Source organism: Vibrio sp. AIC-3, assembly GCF_013114515.1.
In the GTDB taxonomy this organism is placed as follows: domain Bacteria; phylum Pseudomonadota; class Gammaproteobacteria; order Enterobacterales; family Vibrionaceae; genus Vibrio; species Vibrio crassostreae_C.
In genome coordinates this window covers 1-20,354 of record NZ_VTXG01000044.1, presented here as the reverse complement: position 1 = coordinate 20,354, position 20,354 = coordinate 1, and the positions used below count along the sequence as shown (strand labels likewise).

Annotated in this window: 17 protein-coding genes and 2 pseudogenes; 13 read left to right on the top strand and 6 right to left on the bottom strand. The window is 44.6% G+C overall.

Features of this window, described 5'->3' with window-relative positions; translation table 11 throughout:
* The first annotated feature begins 7 nt into the window (after nucleotides 1-7).
* The 6 genes from F0229_RS20580 (at nucleotide 8) to purT (ending at nucleotide 6,081) form a co-directional block, all read left to right on the top strand.
* Nucleotides 8-856 (top strand): sterol desaturase family protein, encoded by an 849-nt coding sequence (locus tag F0229_RS20580; RefSeq protein WP_171733590.1) that lies wholly within the window; start codon nucleotides 8-10, stop codon nucleotides 854-856.
* A gap of 206 nt (nucleotides 857-1,062) precedes the next feature.
* Entirely contained in the window at nucleotides 1,063-2,487 is a 1,425-nt protein-coding gene (gene sbcB / locus F0229_RS20575; RefSeq protein WP_171733589.1) for an exodeoxyribonuclease I, read from the top strand.
* Nucleotides 2,488-2,512: 25 nt separating this feature from the next.
* Nucleotides 2,513-2,884 (top strand): CidA/LrgA family protein, encoded by a 372-nt coding sequence (locus F0229_RS20570; protein ID WP_171733588.1) that lies wholly within the window; start codon nucleotides 2,513-2,515, stop codon nucleotides 2,882-2,884.
* Nucleotides 2,885-2,886: 2 nt separating this feature from the next.
* A complete protein-coding gene (locus F0229_RS20565; RefSeq protein ID WP_017059134.1) occupies nucleotides 2,887-3,564 on the top strand; it encodes an LrgB family protein in 678 nt (225 codons plus the stop codon).
* A 286-nt stretch (nucleotides 3,565-3,850) separates the two neighbouring features.
* A complete protein-coding gene (gene cdd, locus F0229_RS20560) occupies nucleotides 3,851-4,738 on the top strand; it encodes a cytidine deaminase (protein WP_171733587.1) in 888 nt (295 codons plus the stop codon).
* A gap of 167 nt (nucleotides 4,739-4,905) precedes the next feature.
* Entirely contained in the window at nucleotides 4,906-6,081 is a 1,176-nt protein-coding gene (gene purT / locus F0229_RS20555; RefSeq protein ID WP_171733586.1) for a formate-dependent phosphoribosylglycinamide formyltransferase, read from the top strand.
* Nucleotides 6,082-6,194: 113 nt separating this feature from the next.
* Here purT and F0229_RS20550 read toward each other — a convergent pair whose 3' ends face one another.
* Nucleotides 6,195-6,848 carry a thiopurine S-methyltransferase gene (locus F0229_RS20550; protein WP_171733585.1) on the bottom strand — a complete coding sequence of 218 codons (654 nt, stop codon included), beginning with the start codon at nucleotides 6,846-6,848 and terminating at the stop codon, nucleotides 6,195-6,197.
* Nucleotides 6,849-7,172: 324 nt separating this feature from the next.
* On the opposite strand from F0229_RS20550, the gene F0229_RS20545 reads away from it, so the two are divergent.
* Both F0229_RS20545 and F0229_RS20540 read left to right on the top strand, forming a co-directional pair.
* Nucleotides 7,173-7,949 (top strand): RelA/SpoT domain-containing protein, encoded by a 777-nt coding sequence (locus F0229_RS20545; RefSeq protein ID WP_171733584.1) that lies wholly within the window; start codon nucleotides 7,173-7,175, stop codon nucleotides 7,947-7,949.
* Between the two features lie 193 nt (nucleotides 7,950-8,142).
* Nucleotides 8,143-9,137, top strand: a pseudogene (locus F0229_RS20540) (ABC transporter substrate-binding protein).
* 172 nt (nucleotides 9,138-9,309) lie between these two features.
* Here F0229_RS20540 and ihfA read toward each other — a convergent pair.
* Nucleotides 9,310-9,606, bottom strand: a complete 297-nt coding sequence (gene ihfA / locus F0229_RS20535; protein WP_004734853.1) for an integration host factor subunit alpha — start codon at nucleotides 9,604-9,606, stop codon at nucleotides 9,310-9,312.
* A 449-nt stretch (nucleotides 9,607-10,055) separates the two neighbouring features.
* On the opposite strand from ihfA, the pseudogene F0229_RS21940 reads away from it, so the two are divergent.
* Nucleotides 10,056-10,193, top strand: a pseudogene (locus F0229_RS21940) (GTP-binding protein); the annotation flags it as partial.
* Nucleotides 10,194-10,310: 117 nt separating this feature from the next.
* Here F0229_RS21940 and F0229_RS20530 read toward each other — a convergent pair.
* Nucleotides 10,311-11,207, bottom strand: coding sequence for an EamA family transporter (locus F0229_RS20530; RefSeq protein WP_171733583.1), 897 nt, complete (start codon nucleotides 11,205-11,207; stop codon nucleotides 10,311-10,313).
* A gap of 103 nt (nucleotides 11,208-11,310) precedes the next feature.
* Between F0229_RS20530 and F0229_RS20525 the strand changes: the two genes are divergently transcribed.
* Nucleotides 11,311-12,693: a PLP-dependent aminotransferase family protein gene (locus tag F0229_RS20525; protein WP_171733582.1), complete on the top strand. Its 1,383-nt coding sequence runs from the start codon at nucleotides 11,311-11,313 to the stop codon at nucleotides 12,691-12,693.
* 275 nt (nucleotides 12,694-12,968) lie between these two features.
* Nucleotides 12,969-14,150 (top strand): alpha-hydroxyketone-type quorum-sensing autoinducer synthase, encoded by a 1,182-nt coding sequence (gene cqsA, locus F0229_RS20520; protein WP_171733581.1) that lies wholly within the window; start codon nucleotides 12,969-12,971, stop codon nucleotides 14,148-14,150.
* Between the two features lie 150 nt (nucleotides 14,151-14,300).
* Here cqsA and F0229_RS20515 read toward each other — a convergent pair whose 3' ends face one another.
* From F0229_RS20515 to F0229_RS20505, 3 genes are all read right to left on the bottom strand, one after another.
* On the bottom strand, nucleotides 14,301-16,349 hold the full coding sequence (locus F0229_RS20515) for a response regulator (protein WP_171733580.1): 2,049 nt from the start codon (nucleotides 16,347-16,349) through the stop codon (nucleotides 14,301-14,303).
* 256 nt (nucleotides 16,350-16,605) lie between these two features.
* Entirely contained in the window at nucleotides 16,606-17,421 is an 816-nt protein-coding gene (locus F0229_RS20510) for a TauD/TfdA family dioxygenase (RefSeq protein WP_017059123.1), read from the bottom strand.
* A gap of 310 nt (nucleotides 17,422-17,731) precedes the next feature.
* Nucleotides 17,732-18,631: a Vmh family MBL fold metallo-hydrolase gene (locus F0229_RS20505; protein WP_171733579.1), complete on the bottom strand. Its 900-nt coding sequence runs from the start codon at nucleotides 18,629-18,631 to the stop codon at nucleotides 17,732-17,734.
* Nucleotides 18,632-18,791: 160 nt separating this feature from the next.
* Between F0229_RS20505 and F0229_RS20500 the strand changes: the two genes are divergently transcribed.
* Both F0229_RS20500 and F0229_RS20495 read left to right on the top strand, forming a co-directional pair.
* Entirely contained in the window at nucleotides 18,792-19,685 is an 894-nt protein-coding gene (locus tag F0229_RS20500; protein WP_017059121.1) for a LysR family transcriptional regulator, read from the top strand.
* Nucleotides 19,686-19,830: 145 nt separating this feature from the next.
* Nucleotides 19,831-20,232, top strand: a complete 402-nt coding sequence (locus tag F0229_RS20495) for an ACT domain-containing protein (RefSeq protein ID WP_102547849.1) — start codon at nucleotides 19,831-19,833, stop codon at nucleotides 20,230-20,232.
* Nucleotides 20,233-20,354: the final 122 nt, after the last annotated feature.

Here is a 20,354-nt window from a genome sequence, read left to right as displayed (position 1 = left end):
ATAAAACATGAATATCGACGCATTAATCAATTACCCAGAATGGCTACTGCTGGTATTAGCGCCCTTGTTCGTGGTGTGCATGTTGGCTGAGTATTTTATCGGTCAGAAGCAAGGTCGACTGCCTGATAACTCCAGCTATAAGCTTTCAGAAGTGATGTGTAATTTCACGCTGGCGGGAATGCATCAACTCTCCGATTTGCTCACCGGGTTATTGGTCGTGCAGCTGTATCTTTGGCTATTCGGCTGGCGCTTAATGGACATTGAAATGGGCGTGCTGAGTTTTGTTGTATTGATGGTGTTGCAAGACTTTTGCTATTACTGGTTCCACAGAGCAAGCCATCGTGTTCGCTGGATGTGGGCAGCACACGTGGCACACCACAGTTCAGAAAGCATGAACTTCAGTACGGCTTTCCGTCAAAGCTTAATGTATCCACTTGCTGGGATGTGGCTTTTCTGGATACCGTTGGTCATCATAGGTTTTGCCCCTAAGTGGGTCATCTTTGTGGTGCTTCTCAATCTAGGTTTGCAGTTCTTCGTCCATACACAATGGATACGAAGCTTGGGGCCACTTGAATACATCTTTAATACCCCTTCGCATCATCGAGTACATCACGGCAAAAACCCGCAATACATCGATAAGAACTACGCCGGCGTTCTTATTATCTGGGATAAGTTATTTGGTACATTCGAACCTGAAGTTGAAACTGTACGTTATGGCGTCACCAAACCCGTGAACAGTTTTAATCCGATAGTGGTCACCTTTCAAGAATGGAAGGCCATATTCAAAGATTTGAAGAACCGAGAGTTAACCATGAAGCAGAAAGTCCAGTTGATACTCTCGCCTCCATCGGATTAAACGGACGATAGACAGATTGTATTAACTAAGAAACCGCCTCAATTGGTTTCAAAACCTTCCCCACTGACTCGATTGAATAGTAAAGCACCGTTTTCCGGCAATTTATTTGTGATCTGGGTTGCACGCGTACCGCATACTATCAGATACTGAACAAAACTAACCTTCAGCCACAGTAAACGTTCCGCGCTTGCTGTTCAGGAAATTCAATGAGTTCAGATAATCAGCCAACCTACTTCTTTTTCGATTACGAAACATGGGGCGTTAGCCCAGCAAAAGACCGTCCGAGTCAGTTTGCGGGTGTTCGTACCGACCAAGATTTCAATGTTATTGGAGAGCCTCTGGTTATCTATTGCCAACCTCCCGCTGATTACCTCCCTGCGCCTGAAGCTGCACTGATCACCCGTATCACACCACAAAAAGCGGCTTCACAAGGTCTTCCTGAACCAGAGTTTATCGCTAAGATCCATGCTGAGTTAGCCAAACCAAACACCACAAGCCTTGGCTACAACAGTATTCGATTCGATGACGAGGTAACGCGTTACACCTGCTACCGAAACTTCATCGACCCATATGCGTGGAGCTGGCAGAACGGCAACTCGCGTTGGGATTTATTAGATGTAATGCGCGCTGTTCACGCACTGCGCCCTGAAGGCATTGTTTGGCCAGAGAACGAAGAAGGTTATCCAAGCTTCAAACTGGAACACCTATCTGTGGCAAACGGCATTGAACATGAGAACGCGCACGATGCGATGGCCGATGTTATTGCGACCATCGAGTTAGCGAAGAAGCTGAAAGCTGCGCAACCTAAGATGTTCGATTACCTTTACAACATGCGTCATAAGCGTAAGTTGAATGATCTGGTTGATATCGTAAACATGACACCATTAATGCACGTTTCGGGCATGTTTGGCCGTGACTGCAACTACACCAGCTGGATTGTGCCTATGGCTTGGCACCCAACCAATCAAAATGCGGTTATCGTGGTTGATTTAGCCAAAGATCCAAGCCCACTGTTAGAACTGGACGCTGATGAACTCAGAGAAAGGCTCTATACCAAACGCAGTGAACTGGGTGAAGACGAACTACCCGTACCCATCAAATTGGTTCAGCTAAACAAGTGCCCTATTCTTGCTCCAGCCAAAACGCTAACGGCTGAAAATGCTGAAACCATCGGTATCGATCGCCAACAATGCCTGAAAAACTTGGCACTGCTGCGCGAACACCCAGAGATCCGCGAAAAACTGATCGGCCTGTATTCACAAGAGCGCGAGTACGAAAAGAGTGATGATGTTGATACACACCTTTACGACGGTTTCTTTTCACCTGCTGATAAAACAGCGATGAAAATCATTCGCGAAACTGACCCGAACAACTTGGCGGCTTTGGATATCACCTTCAGTGACGAACGAATTAAACCGTTACTGTTCCGTTACCGTGCGCGTAACTTCCCATGGACGCTCGACGAAGCTGAGCAATTGAAATGGGCGAACCATTGTCGTGAGTTTTATGAAAGCCGTTTAGAAGAGTACATGCTAAACCTTGAAAACCTCGCGCATGAACATGAAAGCGACGAGAAGAAAATGGCTATCTTGAAGGCGGTTTATCAATACGTAGAAAAGTTAGCTAGCTAATTCCATTATCAAGAGACGTAACACTTTGAAAGAAAGATTGATCCAACTGGTTTACTGCTTAATCTCCTTCACCTTAATCATAGGTGCACTTACAGCAGGTAACGCGTTACAGCACTTTTTGGATACCTCAATCCCTGGCAGTATTTTTGGCATGTTGATTCTGTTTGCCGCCATGGTGATTGGTATTGTTCCTTCGCACTGGGTACAACCCGGCGCAAGCTTGATTATCCGCCTAATGATCTTACTGTTTGTTCCGATCAGTGTTGGGTTGATAGATCACTTCGACATGCTCATCGCGAACGCATTGCCAATTATGGCGAGCGCCGTTGGTGGCACATTATTGGTGTTAGTATCCTTATCATGGTTCTTAGACCGCTTGCTTTCGAGAGGTAACTGATCATGTGGATTCTACTCACCATCGTGGTATTCCTATTTGCTCGCTGGGTAAGTCAAAAAGTAAACTCGCCGCTGTGTAACCCCCTGCTTATCAGCATTGGTATCATCATTCCGATTCTCACGTTCTTTAGAGTACCGTTTGAGACTTACTATGCTGACAACACTTGGATTACCTACATGCTGCAGCCTGCGGTTGTTGCACTTGCTTACCCACTTTATGAGCAGCTACCTCAAATCAGAGCCAACTGGCGCATCATTACCTTTGCGTGCACGCTAGGCAGTGTGATGTCGATGACAACAACGGCAGTGATCGCAGTAGCATTTAAAGCGGACTTAACTTTGATTGCGAGCTTGTTAGGCAAATCAGTCACCACGCCAATTGCAATGGAAGTATCGAGCCATTTAGGTGGTGAAGCAGCGATTGCGGCAATACTGGTATTGATTGTGGGTCTATTTGGGGCAATTTTTGCTTACCCAATCTACAACCTCATTGGTATTAAGAGCCCGATCGCCCGTGGTTTAACCATGGGTACCGTGTCTCACGCTTTAGGCACCGCGACTTGTGCGGAAAAGAATCAGGAAGATGCAGCATTCAGTTCTTTGGCTCTTGTGCTTTGTGGCGTCATTACCTCAATCATCGCACCGAGTATATTTTCGCTCGTGGTTTGGTTCTACTCTTAACCTAAACGATCACTACGCGATTCAGCCCAACCAGAATGCTGTTTATTACAGTGTCTGTTTGGGCTTTTTATTCACATTTATTTAGCAATAGCAGTCAAGTCACGGTCTTTTACGAGCAATAAGTGCGATATCAGCTGTATAAATGGCTCTTGTAATCGATTTCAAGTGTGACCTCACTCTAATTATGCAAACCAATGTAACAACAACAATTTAATAGTGATCTTTATCACAGAAAATTCCTGAGCAATGCATAAACTTAAAGCCTAAGGTCAATTAAGGATTCAACATGAACAGTCGTATTACCCTGGCGCTGGAAAGTGCTCCATCATCAATGAAAGCGCTTTTGAGTGACATCGTATTAGCAGACAACTTTGACGCGACATTGTCTCCAGAACAATTTGCTAGCCTACTGCAAGCAAGTGGTCTAGCGGATGACGAGCTACGTATTGCGCTACTTCCTTTTGCCGCAGCGTATTCTTACGCTCCGTTATCTGACTTTTATGTTGGTGCAATCGTGCGTGGTTTGTCTGGTACTCTGTATTTTGGTGCAAACCTTGAAATCGCTGGTGCTCAACTTGGTCAAACCGTTCACGCTGAGCAATCTGCAATCAGCCACGCTTGGATGAAAGGCGAACTAGGTATCTCAGATATCACCATAAACTTCAGTCCTTGTGGTCACTGTCGTCAATTCATGAACGAACTGACAACAGCAAAAGAACTTAAAGTTCAGCTGCCACAACGTGATGAAATGTCTCTGCAAGAGTATCTGCCAGACTCGTTCGGCCCTGCTGATTTAGGTGTAACAACTGGCTTAATGACAAAACTTGATCATAAATACACGACCGAAGAAACAACGCCTATTGTTGTAGAAGCGGTAGCAGCACTAAACCGCAGCCATGCTCCTTACACCAAAAACCTAAGTGGTGTTTCACTACAACTGACGTCGGGTGAGGTTTTCACCGGTGCTTACGCTGAAAACGCAGCGTTCAACCCAAGCTTACCTCCTCTACAAGTGGCGTTGATTCAACTTAAACTGGCCGGCTTCGATTTCGAACAAATTGAAAGTGCTGCTTTGGTTGAAATCGCAGAAGGTAGCATCAGTCACCTAGCGGATACGCAATCTACATTAGAAGCGATTAATCCCGACATTCCAGTGACTTACTTAGCAATCTAAGTACATATAATTAACAAAAATTTAAATAAGCAGCCCTAATTAACAGGGCTGCTTTTTTTATGCCTGTAATTAAAGCAACAACTTGCGCAAACGTTTGCTTTTGTCATTAAAATAAGTATGATCACCCCGTTTTCAATCAATCGTTCAAAAGATCGGAAGGAATTTCTATGTTTGGTACTGCTACTCGTGAAAATGCTACTCGTGTACTTCTATTAGGTTCAGGTGAACTCGGCAAAGAAGTTGCTATCGAGTGCCAACGTTTAGGTTTGGAAGTTATTGCTTGTGACCGTTATGCAGACGCACCAGCGATGCAAGTTGCGCATCGTAGCCATGTATTAGACATGTTAGACGGCGATGCACTTCAAGCGATCATTGAACTAGAAAAGCCAGATTATGTGGTTCCTGAAATTGAAGCTATTGCCACCAGCAAGTTGGTAGAGCTAGAAGCGCAAGGCTTAAATGTCGTTCCAACTGCGAATGCGACCAAGCTAACGATGAACCGCGAAGGTATCCGTCGTCTAGCCGCAGAAGAACTCAAACTGAGCACTTCACCTTACCGCTTTGCAGACACCTTTGAAGACTTCGCTTCCGCTGTTGAATTCGTGGGCATGCCTTGCGTTGTTAAGCCAGTAATGAGCTCTTCAGGTAAAGGCCAAAGCGTTATCAAAACAAAGGAAGACATTCAGAAGTCTTGGGACTACGCACAAGAAGGCGGTCGTACTGGCGCGGGTCGTGTAATCGTTGAAGGCTTCATCGACTTCGATTACGAAATTACGCTACTTACCGTTCGCGCAGTCGACGGTGTTCACTTCTGTGCGCCTATCGGTCACCGCCAAGAAGACGGTGATTACCGCGAATCATGGCAGCCACAAGTGATGTCAGACAACGCACTTAAAGCCGCGCAATACACGGCTGAACAAGTGGTTAATGCACTAGGTGGCCACGGTATCTTTGGTGTCGAGCTGTTTGTTAAAGGCGATCACGTTATCTTCAACGAAGTATCCCCTCGCCCACACGATACAGGCCTAGTAACATTGATGTCTCAAGACTCATCGGAATTCGCACTGCACGTACGAGCCTTTACGGGTATGCCGATCAAATCCATCACGCAATACGGCCCTTGTGCATCAGCGGTTATTCTAGGCCAAGGCACTTCAACTAACATTCGTTTTGAAGGTCTTACAGAGGCGCTAGACGCACCACAAACACAAGTTCGCCTGTTTGGTAAGCCTGATATCGATGGTCGCCGTCGTTTAGGTGTGGCGCTGACTCGTCGTAACAGCACAGAAACAGCGATTGAAGATGCCATTGAGAGCGCGTCAAAAGTAAAAGTGATTTACTAACCTGCTATTCAATTCTGAACAATCACGAGTTCAAATCTGAACCATAAAAAGACGGGCTATCGAGCCCGTCTTTTTGTTGGTGTTATCTGTTCGCTTAACTAAGCAGACTGAACTTAAGCGTCTGACTCAATCAAATACACTTCTTCACAGAAGCGAGACAAGCCTTTCTTAGCAATCTTCGGATGTTCATCGTCTGCGATGTCCTGATTCAACAATGTGATCTTATAACCTGCGAACAACTGATCGATTTCTAGCTTAGGCACGCTAAACGGAGGCCCAGCCATTTCGTTTTGGTCGTAATCCAGTGTTACCAAAAGAATCTTACCACCCGGTTTCAGCAGTTGTTTTAAGCGCTCTACGTACTGCACTCGCATCTCTTCAGGCAATGCGACTAAAGACGCGCGATCATAAATAATGTCAACAGGCTGAATAGGCGCTGTGAAGTAGTCTCCCGTGTAAACACTCAATTCATCGAATTGGTAGAGCTCGTGCTGACCGCTAATTTGAGTCACAGTCGGGGTATAAAGGTGCTCTGCAAAAAATGCGCGAACCGCAATCTGGCTTAACTCGACACCTTGAACCTCTTCATGCTTTGAAGCTAGCCAAATCAGATCTTCACTTTTGCCACAAAGTGGAACAAACACACTCTTCTCGTAGCTAGGCTCAGTATTTTCCCAAAATTTAATCAGAAGTGGGTTTACATCTTCGAGGTGGAAACCAATTTGGTTGGCTGCCCATTTATTGTGCCAAAATTCAGGATTATTCATCTTTCGTTCATGTTAAACAGTCATAATGCAAGGGTACAGTATAGAGAGGTAAGAGCAACCTTAGCTTGGTTTAAAGTACTAAATTGATTTCGATAAAATCAGAAACTGGCTAAGTTCAAAGTTCTGATAATTGCGGAACTAACGGTTGGATTATTTGTCTATATCTTCACATTTTAAAGCAATATTAAACGTTAGAGTTGGTTTCTGTCTTAGCTAGCCCCATTAAATATGTAGTGAGTTTAGTTAAGCTGTTTTTACTCTTTTGCGTTACTGGTTACCCCTTTTGACTACCCGTTTTTTGTAACCTTGTATTTTGGAGTTTGAATGAGTGTATTTCTCCGTACGACGGCCCTAATGCTTTTGGTATTGAGCCGAGCGCCTGCATTCGCAGCAGCACCTGTTTCAACAAGTTCAACAGATCAAACGCGCACTCCTGCGCAAAACCAAGTATCTTCAAACGTATTCCGTCATAGTTTGAGCGGCCTTTACGGCATCAAAGCCTTCGACTCACGCCCGACTCAGCTTTACACCGACTTCGATATTTTGTACAGCAAAGCGCATCAAGGCCAAGCTGAACTAGAAACTATCTGTAAAAGTACTGCCCTACTCACCAATTCTGAAGCGCTATTTGCTGGCGTTAAATCTCAAGCTCGCGCAGAAGAAAAAATCGCCCTTGAGCTTGATGGTGATGTGACAAAAATTACCGACTTAGCCCGTGCAACTATCATCGCGAACGATGTAGAGAGCTTGGTTGAAGTTTACGAAGCGCTAAGCCGTGAAGCAGACGTTGTTAAGCTGAAAAATAAGTTTAAATCGCCGGCTGACTCTGGTTACCGTGACCTTAACTTGTTGGTTCGTTTGCCTAAAACCAACATCATTGCAGAGGTTCAACTTCACTTAAAAGCGATTGCTGACGTGAAAAGTGGTCCTGAGCACGAGCTGTACGAAATTATCCAAGGCATTGAGCGTCACGCAATTGCAGAACACCGCCCAATCAACGATATCGAAGCGGCACAAATCAATAGCCTACGACGCCAATCTTTAGAGCTTTACCAACAAGCATGGCAACCGTACATTACAACGCACATTAAAGCGGCTTAACACATAGATAGGCTATTCCAATAAACATCACAAGGGCTGCACTCGCAGCCCTTTTTAGTACTTGTTGAGTAGCCTCTCCACTTCCTATCCCAAATAATCAGATCGTTTAAATTTAGATCTCAGTCTCTTTTCTCCGTCGAACATTTCTGTTTCTATAGCGAATAAGCTTCTGACAAGAAAAGGAATTACGTCAATGCAGAATAACAAATCCATGCTTTCCATCGCGCTACTTGCTGCGTTTTCTGTACACGCTAGTGCTGACGAATGCGGAAAGATCACCATTGCAGACATGAACTGGAACTCGGCGAGCCTATTGCTCATGTCGACCAATTCATTTTGAATAACGGCTACGGCTGTGAAGCGGACTTAATCCCCGGTGATAGCGTCCCTACGGGCACGTCAATGATTGAAAAAGGTCAACCTGATGTTGCGCCAGAGCTTTGGACTAATGGCATCAAAGAAGCGTTGGATAAGGGTGTTGCGGATAAGCGTCTACGTTACGCGGGCAAGTCTTGGGTCAACGGCGGTGAAGAAGGTTTCTGGGTACCAAACTACCTTGTTGAACAGTACCCAGAGCTTACAACCATTGAAGGTGTGATTAAAAACGCAAAGCTGTTTGAACACCCAGAAGATGATGAGAAGTTTGCGTTTTATAGCTGCCCTGCGGGTTGGACTTGTCAGATTACCTCCGGTCACCTGTTCGATGCGCTTAAGTTAGAAGATCACAATTTTGAAATGGTTGATCCCGGCTCAGGCGCCGCTTTAGCAGGTACGATAGCGAAAGCTTACGAACGCAAAAAAGCATGGTTTGGATATTACTGGTCGCCTACGCCTGTGCTAGGTAAGTATGAAATGGTGAAGGTTGATTTCGGAAGTGGTACTGACACTGAGGAATTCCGTAACTGTACGACACAACCTGATTGTGAATCTCCTAAAGTGACCATGTATCCACCAGCACCGGTTCACACAATCACCACAGAAGCCTTTGCTAATAACGAACCTCTTGCCTACCAATACTTTGAAAAGCGTGGTTTTACCAATAAACAAATGAGTGAGTTGCTGGCCTGGATGGAAGACAACCAAGCCGACGCCGAAGAAGCCATGTATTACTTTCTAGAAAGCTCACCACAGGTATGGAAGCCTTGGGTGTCTGAAGACATCGCAAGTAAGGTTCAACAAGCCCTTTAGAGTGAAGATTCAAAGTCAGAGGCCTAGCCTCTGTTTTCGCATCTAAAGCAAGTTCTTACCGGACAGTAAATAGATGGAGTTTGAGAAAGGTTACTAAAAATTAAAGAAATGCGTTTAGCTTAAACTCTATGCAGATACAAAAAGACCACGCTAGGCGTGGTCTATTGCTTGGCTACTTCTCGATTTTAATATTTTCAACGCGGGCCTTTAGTTTTTGTCCCGGTCTGAAAGTAACAACACGTCGAGCAGAAATTGGAATGTCTTCACCAGTTTTCGGGTTACGACCAGGTCGCTCGTTTTTCTCGCGAAGATCAAAATTACCAAAACCAGACAGTTTTACCTGTTCGCCATTTTCGAGTGCTTTACGAACTTCTTCGAAAAACACTTCAACCGTTTCCTTGGCATCCCGCTTGCTGTATCCGAGTGTCTCAAACAGGTTCTCAGCCAAATCGGCCTTCGTGAGTGCCATAAAACTTTCCTCAAAGCTATGTTAAACATTGCTACCATCGCCAGTAGCGCCAAAGCATTTACCCTATTCAATCAATGAGATAAGGTCATTTACAAGGAAAGTGTATGCCAAGCTTCTGATTTTCGCCAACTTTTTTATCTTAACTATTTAATTATTCTTTCAAATCAGAAAGATAACTCGCTTCAAATTTCACATATATAGCTAAAAACCATCTACTCAACAGTAACGAAATGGAGTTATATTCCATGCAAACAACCATTAATAGAATTTAAAACTTTAGCTAACTAAATAATAATTTTTGAGACTTTTCTCCGATACCCAATAAAATCAGCCACTTGATTTGATATGGGACTCAACAAAGGTTACTAAATAAGCGTTATTAAATATAAGATTTGTATCATTTCAGAATTTAATTCGAATTCACTTATAAAAGCCTATGTTCTTTTGAGGTTTTCGGTTACAACTTAACAGAGGATGGCTTGACGGAATCAGAACTCGATGAGTGTATCGAAATCAGAATAGAAATGATCGGTCTAGAAATAGAATATGATCTTGAGAGCCAGTTACTTGCGTGTATGGTTAGTTGATTGCTTAGTAAGTTGGTTATTTAAATAACTTCACTTCTTCGACATAGAATAAGACCTCACAAGTGCGAGGTCTTATTTGTCATTCAAAGCTGCTTATGCAATATCAGTTTTCTTCAATCACTTTTGTTCAGCAAGTGTTTGTGTCGCTGTGGTATTCGTTGTATTCGCAGGTTTCACAATCAAACCAATCCCGACGAGAAACAGTACTGATGCAACAACCTGAGCCACAGACAGCACCTCATCATACATAAAGTAACCACTGATCAATGCGAAGATAGGCACTAACAAGGTTAACGGCGCGGTCATGCTTAAAGGGTATTGGATTAGCAGCTTATTCCATACCCAATAACCAAATAGCGTGGTTGGGTAAGCTTGAAACAGCACCGCAATCGTCGTGTTCCAATCCCACTGTTCGATGCCCTGCCAGATTATTTGGTCACCGTGTAGCATCACTGCAAATAGCACCAATGGCACCGGAGCAAACAACATCCCCCAGACATTAAATGCAAATGCTTGAGTGGTTTTAGATGCCTTAACAATCACGCCCATCAAGGTCCAACTGCACGCCGCAATCATAATCAAGATCACGCCATTAACGGTGACATTACCCGTAGCTGCTGATACCAATACCGCCAACGCACACATGGCTAGCATCGCACCCAATAACTTACGAACGGAAGCACTCTCCTTGAACACCCACACGCCAACCGCCATGCCGATTAATACGTTGGTTGAAAGTAAGACCGATGAAAGCCCAGACGATAAACCAGCAGTGATCGACCATGAAGCCATCCCCCAAATACCCACACCGAACACAAAGCCATAACTGACTAAGTAGCGCCAAGCGACATTAGGTCTCGCTACAAAAAATATCACCGGAATCACCGCTAGCGAAAAACGCGCGGCGGTTGCTAACAACGGATGAACATTAGTCACACCCATTTTGATCATCGAGAAGTTGAATCCCCAAATCGCCATGACGAATACCGCTAACAACAAATCATTTCTTTTCATACTGACCCCTCCTTTGTTTCGAATGAGTATCCCTTGAACAATAAAACCAGTACAGATACAATTTTTACAATAAAAACCAGTACAGTTAATGGCGGTCGTGACAATGAGTATCTACAGAAAGCTAGCCAATCAGTTTATCGATGAGATAGAAACCGGCAAAAGACCGGAAGGCGGACGCATGCCTTCGCTACGTCAATTGGCCAAACAACAAGCCATCAGCATGTCGACCGTGGTCAGCTGTTACCAAGAACTGGAATCACAAGGCTGGATACATTCTCGACCGCAAGCGGGGTATTTTGTCTCGCCTCACAAACCATCTCACTCAACCCCAGAGTGGGCACAGTTTGAGAGTAAGGTGTCCAGCGTTAGGCAAACCTCATCGACTCACAACTCAATCAATGGGCCTTTAGGGGTTTCGAGCACCACTAATGATGAGCAGTCGATCGTTGAACTGGAACGAAGTTTTCGTCGCGCTATTAGGCGTATGAGCAACAGGCTTAACCATTACCCAGATACACAAGGTGAGCCGATTTTACGACAGGCATTATCCACTCATTTTGCCAAGCTCGATGTGCACTTTTCACCTGAAGAGATGGTGATTACGGCTGGCTGTATGTCTGCGATTAAGGCCGCACTTGAATCTTGCACTAAAGAAGGCGACACCATCGCTATTAGCTCGCCATGTTTCAACGGTATTCTGGAATTGCTCGGACAAATGTCGCGAAAAATCATCGAGATCCCGTCTCTAGATGATGGTGTCGACTTGCAACAACTGGAAGCGCATTTGAAAAATAAACAAGTCGATGCCGCGATCTTTTGTACCTCTCATATGAACCCTCAAGGGATCAACATGTCAGCCACTCAAAAGCAGAAACTGGCTGAATTAGCGAATCACTATCGAGTGCCGATCATGGAAGATGATGTGTATCTGGAACTGTCCTACTCCTCACACACGCCGCTCCCCGCGAAATACTACGACAAAGGCGGTTTTGTCTTATGGTGTGGATCAGTATCGAAAAGTTTGTCACCGAGTTACCGTTTGGGATGGTGCTTGCCGGGCAGGTTTATCAACGAATACAAGGCTCAGTTCTCAGCTGCGAGCTACGGCGTTGCCCTGCCCACTCAGCTTGCGGTTGCTGACTTTATTGGATCTGGCCAATACGCTAAGCACGTGAGGAGAAGATGCACTCAGATCTTGTCTTTGCGCCAACAATACCTAAGTTATTTGGCTCAGCACCTTCCTCAAGATGTGAAGATAAGTAATCCACAAGGTGGCATGGTGCTTTGGCTGCAAATCCCAAGCTTGAACCAGTCAGCCTTTGCTCAGGGCATTACCGAGAAGAACATTGATATTAGGCTTGGACACCTGTTCAGCACTCTCGACCTTTACAGCAATTGCTTACGCATCAATATTGGGTATTCGTTAGAGGGTGGAGCCAAGCAGCAATTGGATGCCTTAATCGAGCTTATCCATATTCACAGCTAACAGCACGTAGCACGTAGCCTTTCAAAATCCGCTTTTTTAAATGCCTTCGAATGCCGAATTCTAATAGCCTTTTGTCATAAAAAAGAAGGCTATTATTCCTATCTTAATTCGGGTAAAGCCCCGAACCGTAAGGAAACCCACTCGCCTCAAAACCCTTAAATGCTGAGTTTGCAAGCACCCACAAAATTATGCAACTTGGCTAATGACACATCACTTTTTATCGTCAATATACAGCCGTCAGCGCTGGCGTTTTCCTGTATTTGAAGAGAACTATTATGAGTGATAAAACAAAAAACAAACCACTACCTTCCTTTATCGAAGAACGCTTGAACTTCTATATTCAAGACCTGATTACCCAGAACCAAAGCCAGAAGCATTTAGTATTGGGTAAACGCCCCCAGCGTAATTCCGTTGTGATGCAGAGCAATGATTACTTAGCGCTGTCACACAACAAACAGATCCAACAAGCCCATCAAGCGGCGATCTGTGAGCACGATGACAACGTGGTGATGTCTGCGATTTTCTTACAAAATGAGCAGTCTAAACCTGCGTTCGAAACTAAGCTTGCGAACTATGTTGGAATGGAGAGCTGTTTGCTTTCTCAATCGGGCTGGGCGGCCAATATTGGGCTATTGCAAACCATCTGCCCACCGGGCACACCTGTGTATATTGATTTCCTTGCACACATGTCGCTATGGGAAGGGATTCGGGCTGCCGGCGCAGTTGCCCATCCGTTTATGCATAACAATATGAATCACCTACGCAAACAGTTAGAGCGCCACGGCTCAGGTGTCATTGTTGTCGACTCGGTTTACAGCACAATAGGCACCATTGCCCCACTGCGCGACATCTACGAAATGGCGCAAGAGTTTGATTGTGCGGTCGTCGTTGATGAATCCCATTCACTGGGTACACATGGAGAGAATGGTGCAGGCTTAGTGCAAGCATTGGGGCTCACCAACCAAGTCGACTTCATCACCGTTAGCTTGGCAAAAACCTTTGCTTATCGCGCTGGGGCAATCCTTGGCCCTAAACAACTGTCTAAAACCTTGCCGTTTGTGGCGTACCCTGCGATTTTTAGCTCAACAGTGTTACCACAAGAAGTGGTTCGTTTAGAGAAAACATTAGAGGTAATAAAAGGCGCAGAAGACAAACGAGAAGCCTTATTCAAAAGCGCTAAATCGCTTACTACCGGTCTCAAACGGATTGGCTTTAACATCCGCAGTGAGTCTCAAATTGTAGCGCTAGAGTGCGGCAATGAAAGAAACACTGAACGTGTGCGTGACTTCTTAGAAGAACGTGATGTGTTCGGTGCGGTATTCTGCCGCCCTGCGACTGGCAAGAACAAAAACATCATCCGTTTTTCAGTGAATGCCGATATGACACCAAGAGACATTGACCATGTGCTCACGGTTTGTCACGAAGCGTACCATCACCCCGAGTTAGAGTTCGTGTAACCTTTTTCGAACCATATTTATAACCAACACCAACGGCAGGACTGAATGGACGCTATCATGTCGCGATACAAAAAGAGCCCAGCAATTCGCTGAGCTCTTTCTTGAATCTATGTCTACCCAATGGCCGTGAACTTCAGACTATTACACCCGCTAAATCCAGTGAGCAATTTTATCAAACAGTCGGTTTTTATCGGCAGGTTTAACAATAAAGTCCGACATGCCTGATGATTCCATCTTTTCCAAGGTAACGGGAGAACTGTCACCCGTGTGAGCAATAATTGGCACTGAAGAGTATGCTTTGTTAGCGCTTCGAATTCGACGAGAAGCTTCAACACCGTCCATGATTGGCATCTCGATATCCATCAGAATTAAATCAATATCATCGCTGTCCAACGCGTCTAAGGCTTGTTGCCCATCTTCTTTCTGCACGACATCAAAACCCTGCTTTTCCAATAACATCGCGGTAAATCGGCGCAGAGATTCGTTATCATCGACCACCATGATCGTGCGCTTATTGGTAGCCTCTAACGGTTTTACAGAAACTGATGGCATCACATAGTTGGAGTCGAAAAGTAAGCGTTCGATGGTCGCCTTGGTATTCAGTAGCCAAACTTGTGTTTCCACCCAAATAGGTTCAAAAGCAACGTTTCGGACACGTTTAATTGGGTGATGTTCATACAAATAGATGATTCGAGCTTCAGTGAATGAAAGTAAAGATTCAACCCTATCGAGGCAACTTGCTCTTAAATCCAAGCTCTCCATGTCAACGAATATCAAGTCGAATTCGAACTGGTATTCCTTATTTTTAAGCGCTGATGCTACATCCAACACCGTGAGCTCAAACCCCATAAAACGGGCTACCTCAGTCATTTTATTGGTGAGAACTTTCTGGTCACTCACCATTAGCACAGTCTTAAGTTTAGTCAGTTCATTCTTGATTTCTTTCACCGAATGGGAAGACAAAGACGGAAAAGTCATCGTGAACTGTGTCCATTGATCCACTTCAGACTGACATTTAATTTCACCACCAAACGAGCGCATTACCTTCTGACAAAATGGCAAACCTAAGCCGTAATTACCCGATTGGCCAGTAGTATAAAAGTCCTGAAAAATGCGTCGAATCACATCATTTGAGATGCCTGATCCGTTATCGGTAACCATTATTTGATTGGCCACTTCATCACTACACATGGTGACATGAATATGAAAATCTTCAGGGCTACGATGATGGAACGCATTCTTGAACAGATTATACATGACGTATTTCAACAAGGTGTCGCTACCCAAGAACTCAAAGTTACTCTGCACATCCAAGGAGATTGCTGACTTATCAGCAGAGCGCTTGTAATTGAAACTGTCTATCGCATCCTCAACCACCGCTTGCGCTGAATGCTTCTTAAACGTAGATCGAGAGACTCGGTTTTCATCAATTGAAGTCAGTAACAGATCTATCGTTTCGTTACCGGAATGAATGATCTCCATCGCTTCATCGCCCACTTCACGCAACTGAATCACTTCTTCATTGCTTAACGCATATTGCCCTTTTTGATCGCCACTTTTAGGGTTCGGCAATATGGACTGCATGACATCAATAGAGGTAAGTAATCCGCTTAGAGGGTTTCGCATCTCATGGGCAATACCCGCACCAAAAGACTTCGCCAATGACACCTTGTTTTCATGTTCCACCTGATTGCGGAAGTAGAACAAGTTGCCGAATAGGTAGATAAACAAAAAGATTGGCACATGCGTCCAATCCATTGTGAGTTCGAGGTAGAAGCCTTGTGCAATCCAAGCGCACAAGGTAGCAATCCCAATACCGGCAAAGGTTTGTGCAAACATCACTCTCGTCACGTGCACCAATAAAATATGGAGGAAAATAGCCGACATGAATGACATAACCCAAACGTTGGACCAATTATTCATTAGCAGCATGTAGAAGAAGAAACCTGGCAAACAGATAGTTACGGCAACTTGATAATAAGCCGGAAGGTATTTTCGCCATTCAAATGGGACGCGATTGCGAAATATAATGCCAAAGAACAATACCGAGCAAAACAGGCGAAGCGCTAAGTTTTCGTAGGGTTGCGGGAACAAAAACTCCCACACAATGTAGTAAATTGGGAAGCCGACAAAGCCCATCCAACCCACGAGGGTTAAATTCGGTTCTGCGTACTGGTAAACTTTACGAATCGCGTTCATACGAAATACTTTGCTCTCTAAGCCCTGACGTTTATTAATTCTATGATTTGGTTTTTATACTTATATTTTGGCGCCGATTATATTACACATCACGTCCGAGCAGTGAGGTTTCAATCAAATATGTACCAACGCATTTGTTTTTATTATTAAGCGTAGATGAATGATGCACCCTGCTGACGCTTAAATTTAAGTACGAGTGCTTGGTTCAGGGATGGGCATGCGCGGTGTTCTTTTGATAACTGTGTTCAGCTTACCGCTATGTCACTGTTACTCGATGCATTTTTCTTGGAGTATCCCCGTAATCTATCACTGCGTAATGTTGCGTTACCCTGTTATCCCAGATCGCCATTGAGCCGTTGTCCCATTTGAAACGAACTTGAAACTCAGGGCGTCTCGCAATTTCAAACAGTTGGCTGAGTAAAACATCACTCTCTTTGCGGTCGAGTTCGTTGATATAACGAGTAAACTGTTCATTGATACAGAGCGTTTCTTTATCCGTTTCAGGATGAACTTGAACAACAGAGTGAACCACTGGCGGATTCTCCTGTGCTGTTTTAATCAAGGATTTGTGCCAATCGAGATCAATGTCTTCTGATTCTATACCTTCAAAGGCCACAAGCGAATGAGTCGCCGACAACCCTCTCAACTTAGCTTTCATATCTTCATGTAGAGATTCAAAAACCGCAGTCATAGAACACCAGATAGTGTCACCACCAATGCTTGGAATGTGTTGAGCATGCAACAGGGAAGCTTTCGACGGCAAGCTGCGCCACGTTAAGTCGGTATGCCAATAACTTTCCTTTGGCGCATTGCCACGGGTTGTTTCAATCACACTCACCTGTGGCGCACTTTCCACGCGAGGGAAGAAAGGATGTGCAGGTTCTAACGTTCCAAAGCGCTGTGCAATCATCAAGTGTTGTTCTGGAGACAAAGTCTGCCCGTCGAGAAAGATCACTTGATGGGCAATAAGTGCCTGATACACCTTATCGAGTTCATCAGCACTGCATGTAGAAAGCTCTAGTTCGTGAATACGAGCGCCGATGTGAGGAGTAATGGGTTCTATTTTCAACATACTTTCGCTTATTGGTGATATTGAGTTGCAGGGCGGATCTGGCTACTAGGCTAATCTGACTACTAACAGTAAACCGGGTAAATGCTGATTTTCTTTCTCACTTGAAATAGAAAGTCGTCTCTCCGAAACAAAAAAAGAGCTCCTAAGCTGGAGCTCTTTTCGTTTTTTGATACTTCCTGTATCCATAGACAAGTCCAATCTGTAGTACTTTCACTGAAAGCCAGATCATCGATATCTCCAGTTGTGTATCACCAATAAATATAGCATACAATCTTCAGACTGTTCTGGGACACAACCGAGATAATCAACTCTAGTGCCAAGTCATCTCGCCGCTTAGCACTTTCGCGCCAAGTTCTAAATCGCCTTCCGTAGCCTCAAATTTCGGGTAGGCTTTCTTCATGTAATCACTGATCTCGACCGATGTTGGATTACTTTTGCTCGCCAACGCTTTTTCAATATCAGCCACATAATCCTTCGTGAAGTGAACTGCATTTATTCCTGTTGGCATTTCACCTAAATAGTGACCCGGAATTACAACCTCTGGCTCTAGTGCTTTCATACGCTCCAACGATTGTGACCACTGGCTACGAATCTCTTTCGATGCAGTATCTGCCATCCATACATGCACACCGCTATACACCGACACGCCACCAAACACCGTTTTTTCAGACGGAACCCATAGGTAAGCTTGGTGTGTATTTATCTCTTTCACTTCGATGGTTTCACCTTCGATGCTTAATGTTGTGTCGTTCATCACCATTGGAACAATCACCTTAGAGGGCGCGTTGCCTTCTAATATAGGCCCCCAGTATTCAAGCTTTGCATCTTTGGTGCGTTTGATATGCGCGACAACGGCTTCACTGGCAACGACTTTAACGTTAGGAAATGCCGAAACTATCGGTTCCAAACCAAAGTAGTAATCTGGGTCGCCGCTGCTGATGTAAACCATCGATAATTTTTTGCCTGTGGCTTTGATTTGCTCCACCAAATTTTGTCCGTCTGCGACACTGAATTGTGCGTCAAATAGAATCACTTCTTTCTCACCCGAAACCAATACCGAGCTTGCAGGGAATATCGCGTTCTCACCGGGGTTATAGTGAGTGATGTTCAGATCCGCAGCTAAAGCAACACTTGATGCCAGCACGGTTCCTAGGCTTATGGTTCCTAAAAGCATGCTTTTTAATAACAGGTTTTTCGATAACGTATTCATGGCTTTATTCCGATACTTGGAGTTGAACACCTGCCAACTCGTTGAATGTCCAAATATCTTATTTGATTGTTTTTAGATGAAATAGATATCAAATTGACTTTAACTATTGCAGTTTTCGGACATATACTGAGGTCGGTTTAATTCTCTAGGCAATAAAACAATGGATAAACTCGAGGCAATGAATGTCTTTGTCACCATAGTGGAACGTGGCAGTTTGAGCGCAGCGGCAGAGCACCTTGATCTCTCACGAACCAAGGTCACTCGTTATTTGGGTGAGTTAGAAACATGGATGGACACACGCTTGCTTCACAGAACAACACGAAGCTTGAGTTTAACCAGCGCAGGTAAAGAAACACTTGAGGTCGCCAGAGAACTTTTGGCACTGGAAACATCCCTAGCTGGGATCAGAAACCAAAACCGAGAGCATTTAAAAGGTCAGCTGCGTATTACTGCGAGCTACTCGATTGTCGATAGCTTCTTGATGGAATCAATTAGTCGCTTCATCGCCAAATGGCCAGAGGTTTCTATCGACATTATCTCGACTGATCAGACCGTCAACCTGGTTGAGTCACGCATCGATTTGGCCATTCGCATAACCAACGAACTGACGCCCAATATTGTCGCGAAGCAGATCGGTGAATGCCGCTCCGTGATTTGCGCATCGCCTCAATATCTAAAAGAGAAAGGCACACCCACAGAAGCCCAAGATCTAGCGCACCACAACTGTTTATCGTTCAGTTACTTTGGCAAAACCGCTTGGACGTTCAATGGCCCCAATGGGCTCGAATCGGTTCCGATTAAAGGGAATATCAGTGCAAACACCTCAGAGGTTCTGCTTTCTGCCACACTCAAAGGCAACGGTATCTGTTTACTGCCCTTCCCTTCAGTGGAAACCTTGATGCGTGATGGTCTATTAGTGCCACTGCTTTCTGAATGGCAACCTAAAACGCTCGGTGTTCATGCTATTTATGGAACGCGTAAACAAGTCACACCGCTGTTAAGAGCCTTTATCGACCATTTATCTGACGAGATGGAACAATCGACAAGTTGGTAGAAGTACGATGCCATCACTAAGGAGGAAAACTTGCCATTAGTAAAACTGATGCAGAATTAAAATCATTAATTTTACTTAACTGTCAGTTGCTTCTATCGTGACTGCATACATCATCAATTAGCTTATTCACGCAGGGAAACTGACTATGGCTGCCATTACCGACCTAGACCTTCTACTGAAATCCATGTCACCAGAATTAATCGACGGGAGCTATGTTTTTTGTACTGTAGGCGGGGGATTGGCAGACTATGTTCAGCTCAATCCAATCTCGACTTTTCGTGAGAAAGAAGGTTTAACACTGGTTCTGAAAGAAGAAGTTGCGACCAAAGCTCAGCTAGACTTCGATGGTGTGTTTAGCCTGATTACATTGTCGGTACATTCCAGTCTTGAAGCGGTTGGATTAACAGCAGCCTTTGCCACCAAGCTTGGTTCTTACGGCATTAGCGCCAACGTGATTGCTGGCTTTTATCACGACCATATCTTCGTTCAGAAAGACAAAGCTGAAGCCGCAATGAGTGCGCTTAGAGAATTTTCAGAAGCGGATTAGTAAAGAATTCGATTGTTCACAGAATCGAGTAGGAGGAGGCCTCGCAGCCTCCGTCCTCTCACACCACCGTACAAGCGTGGGTCGCATACGGCGGTTCCGAATATACTTTCAGTGACTCGTAC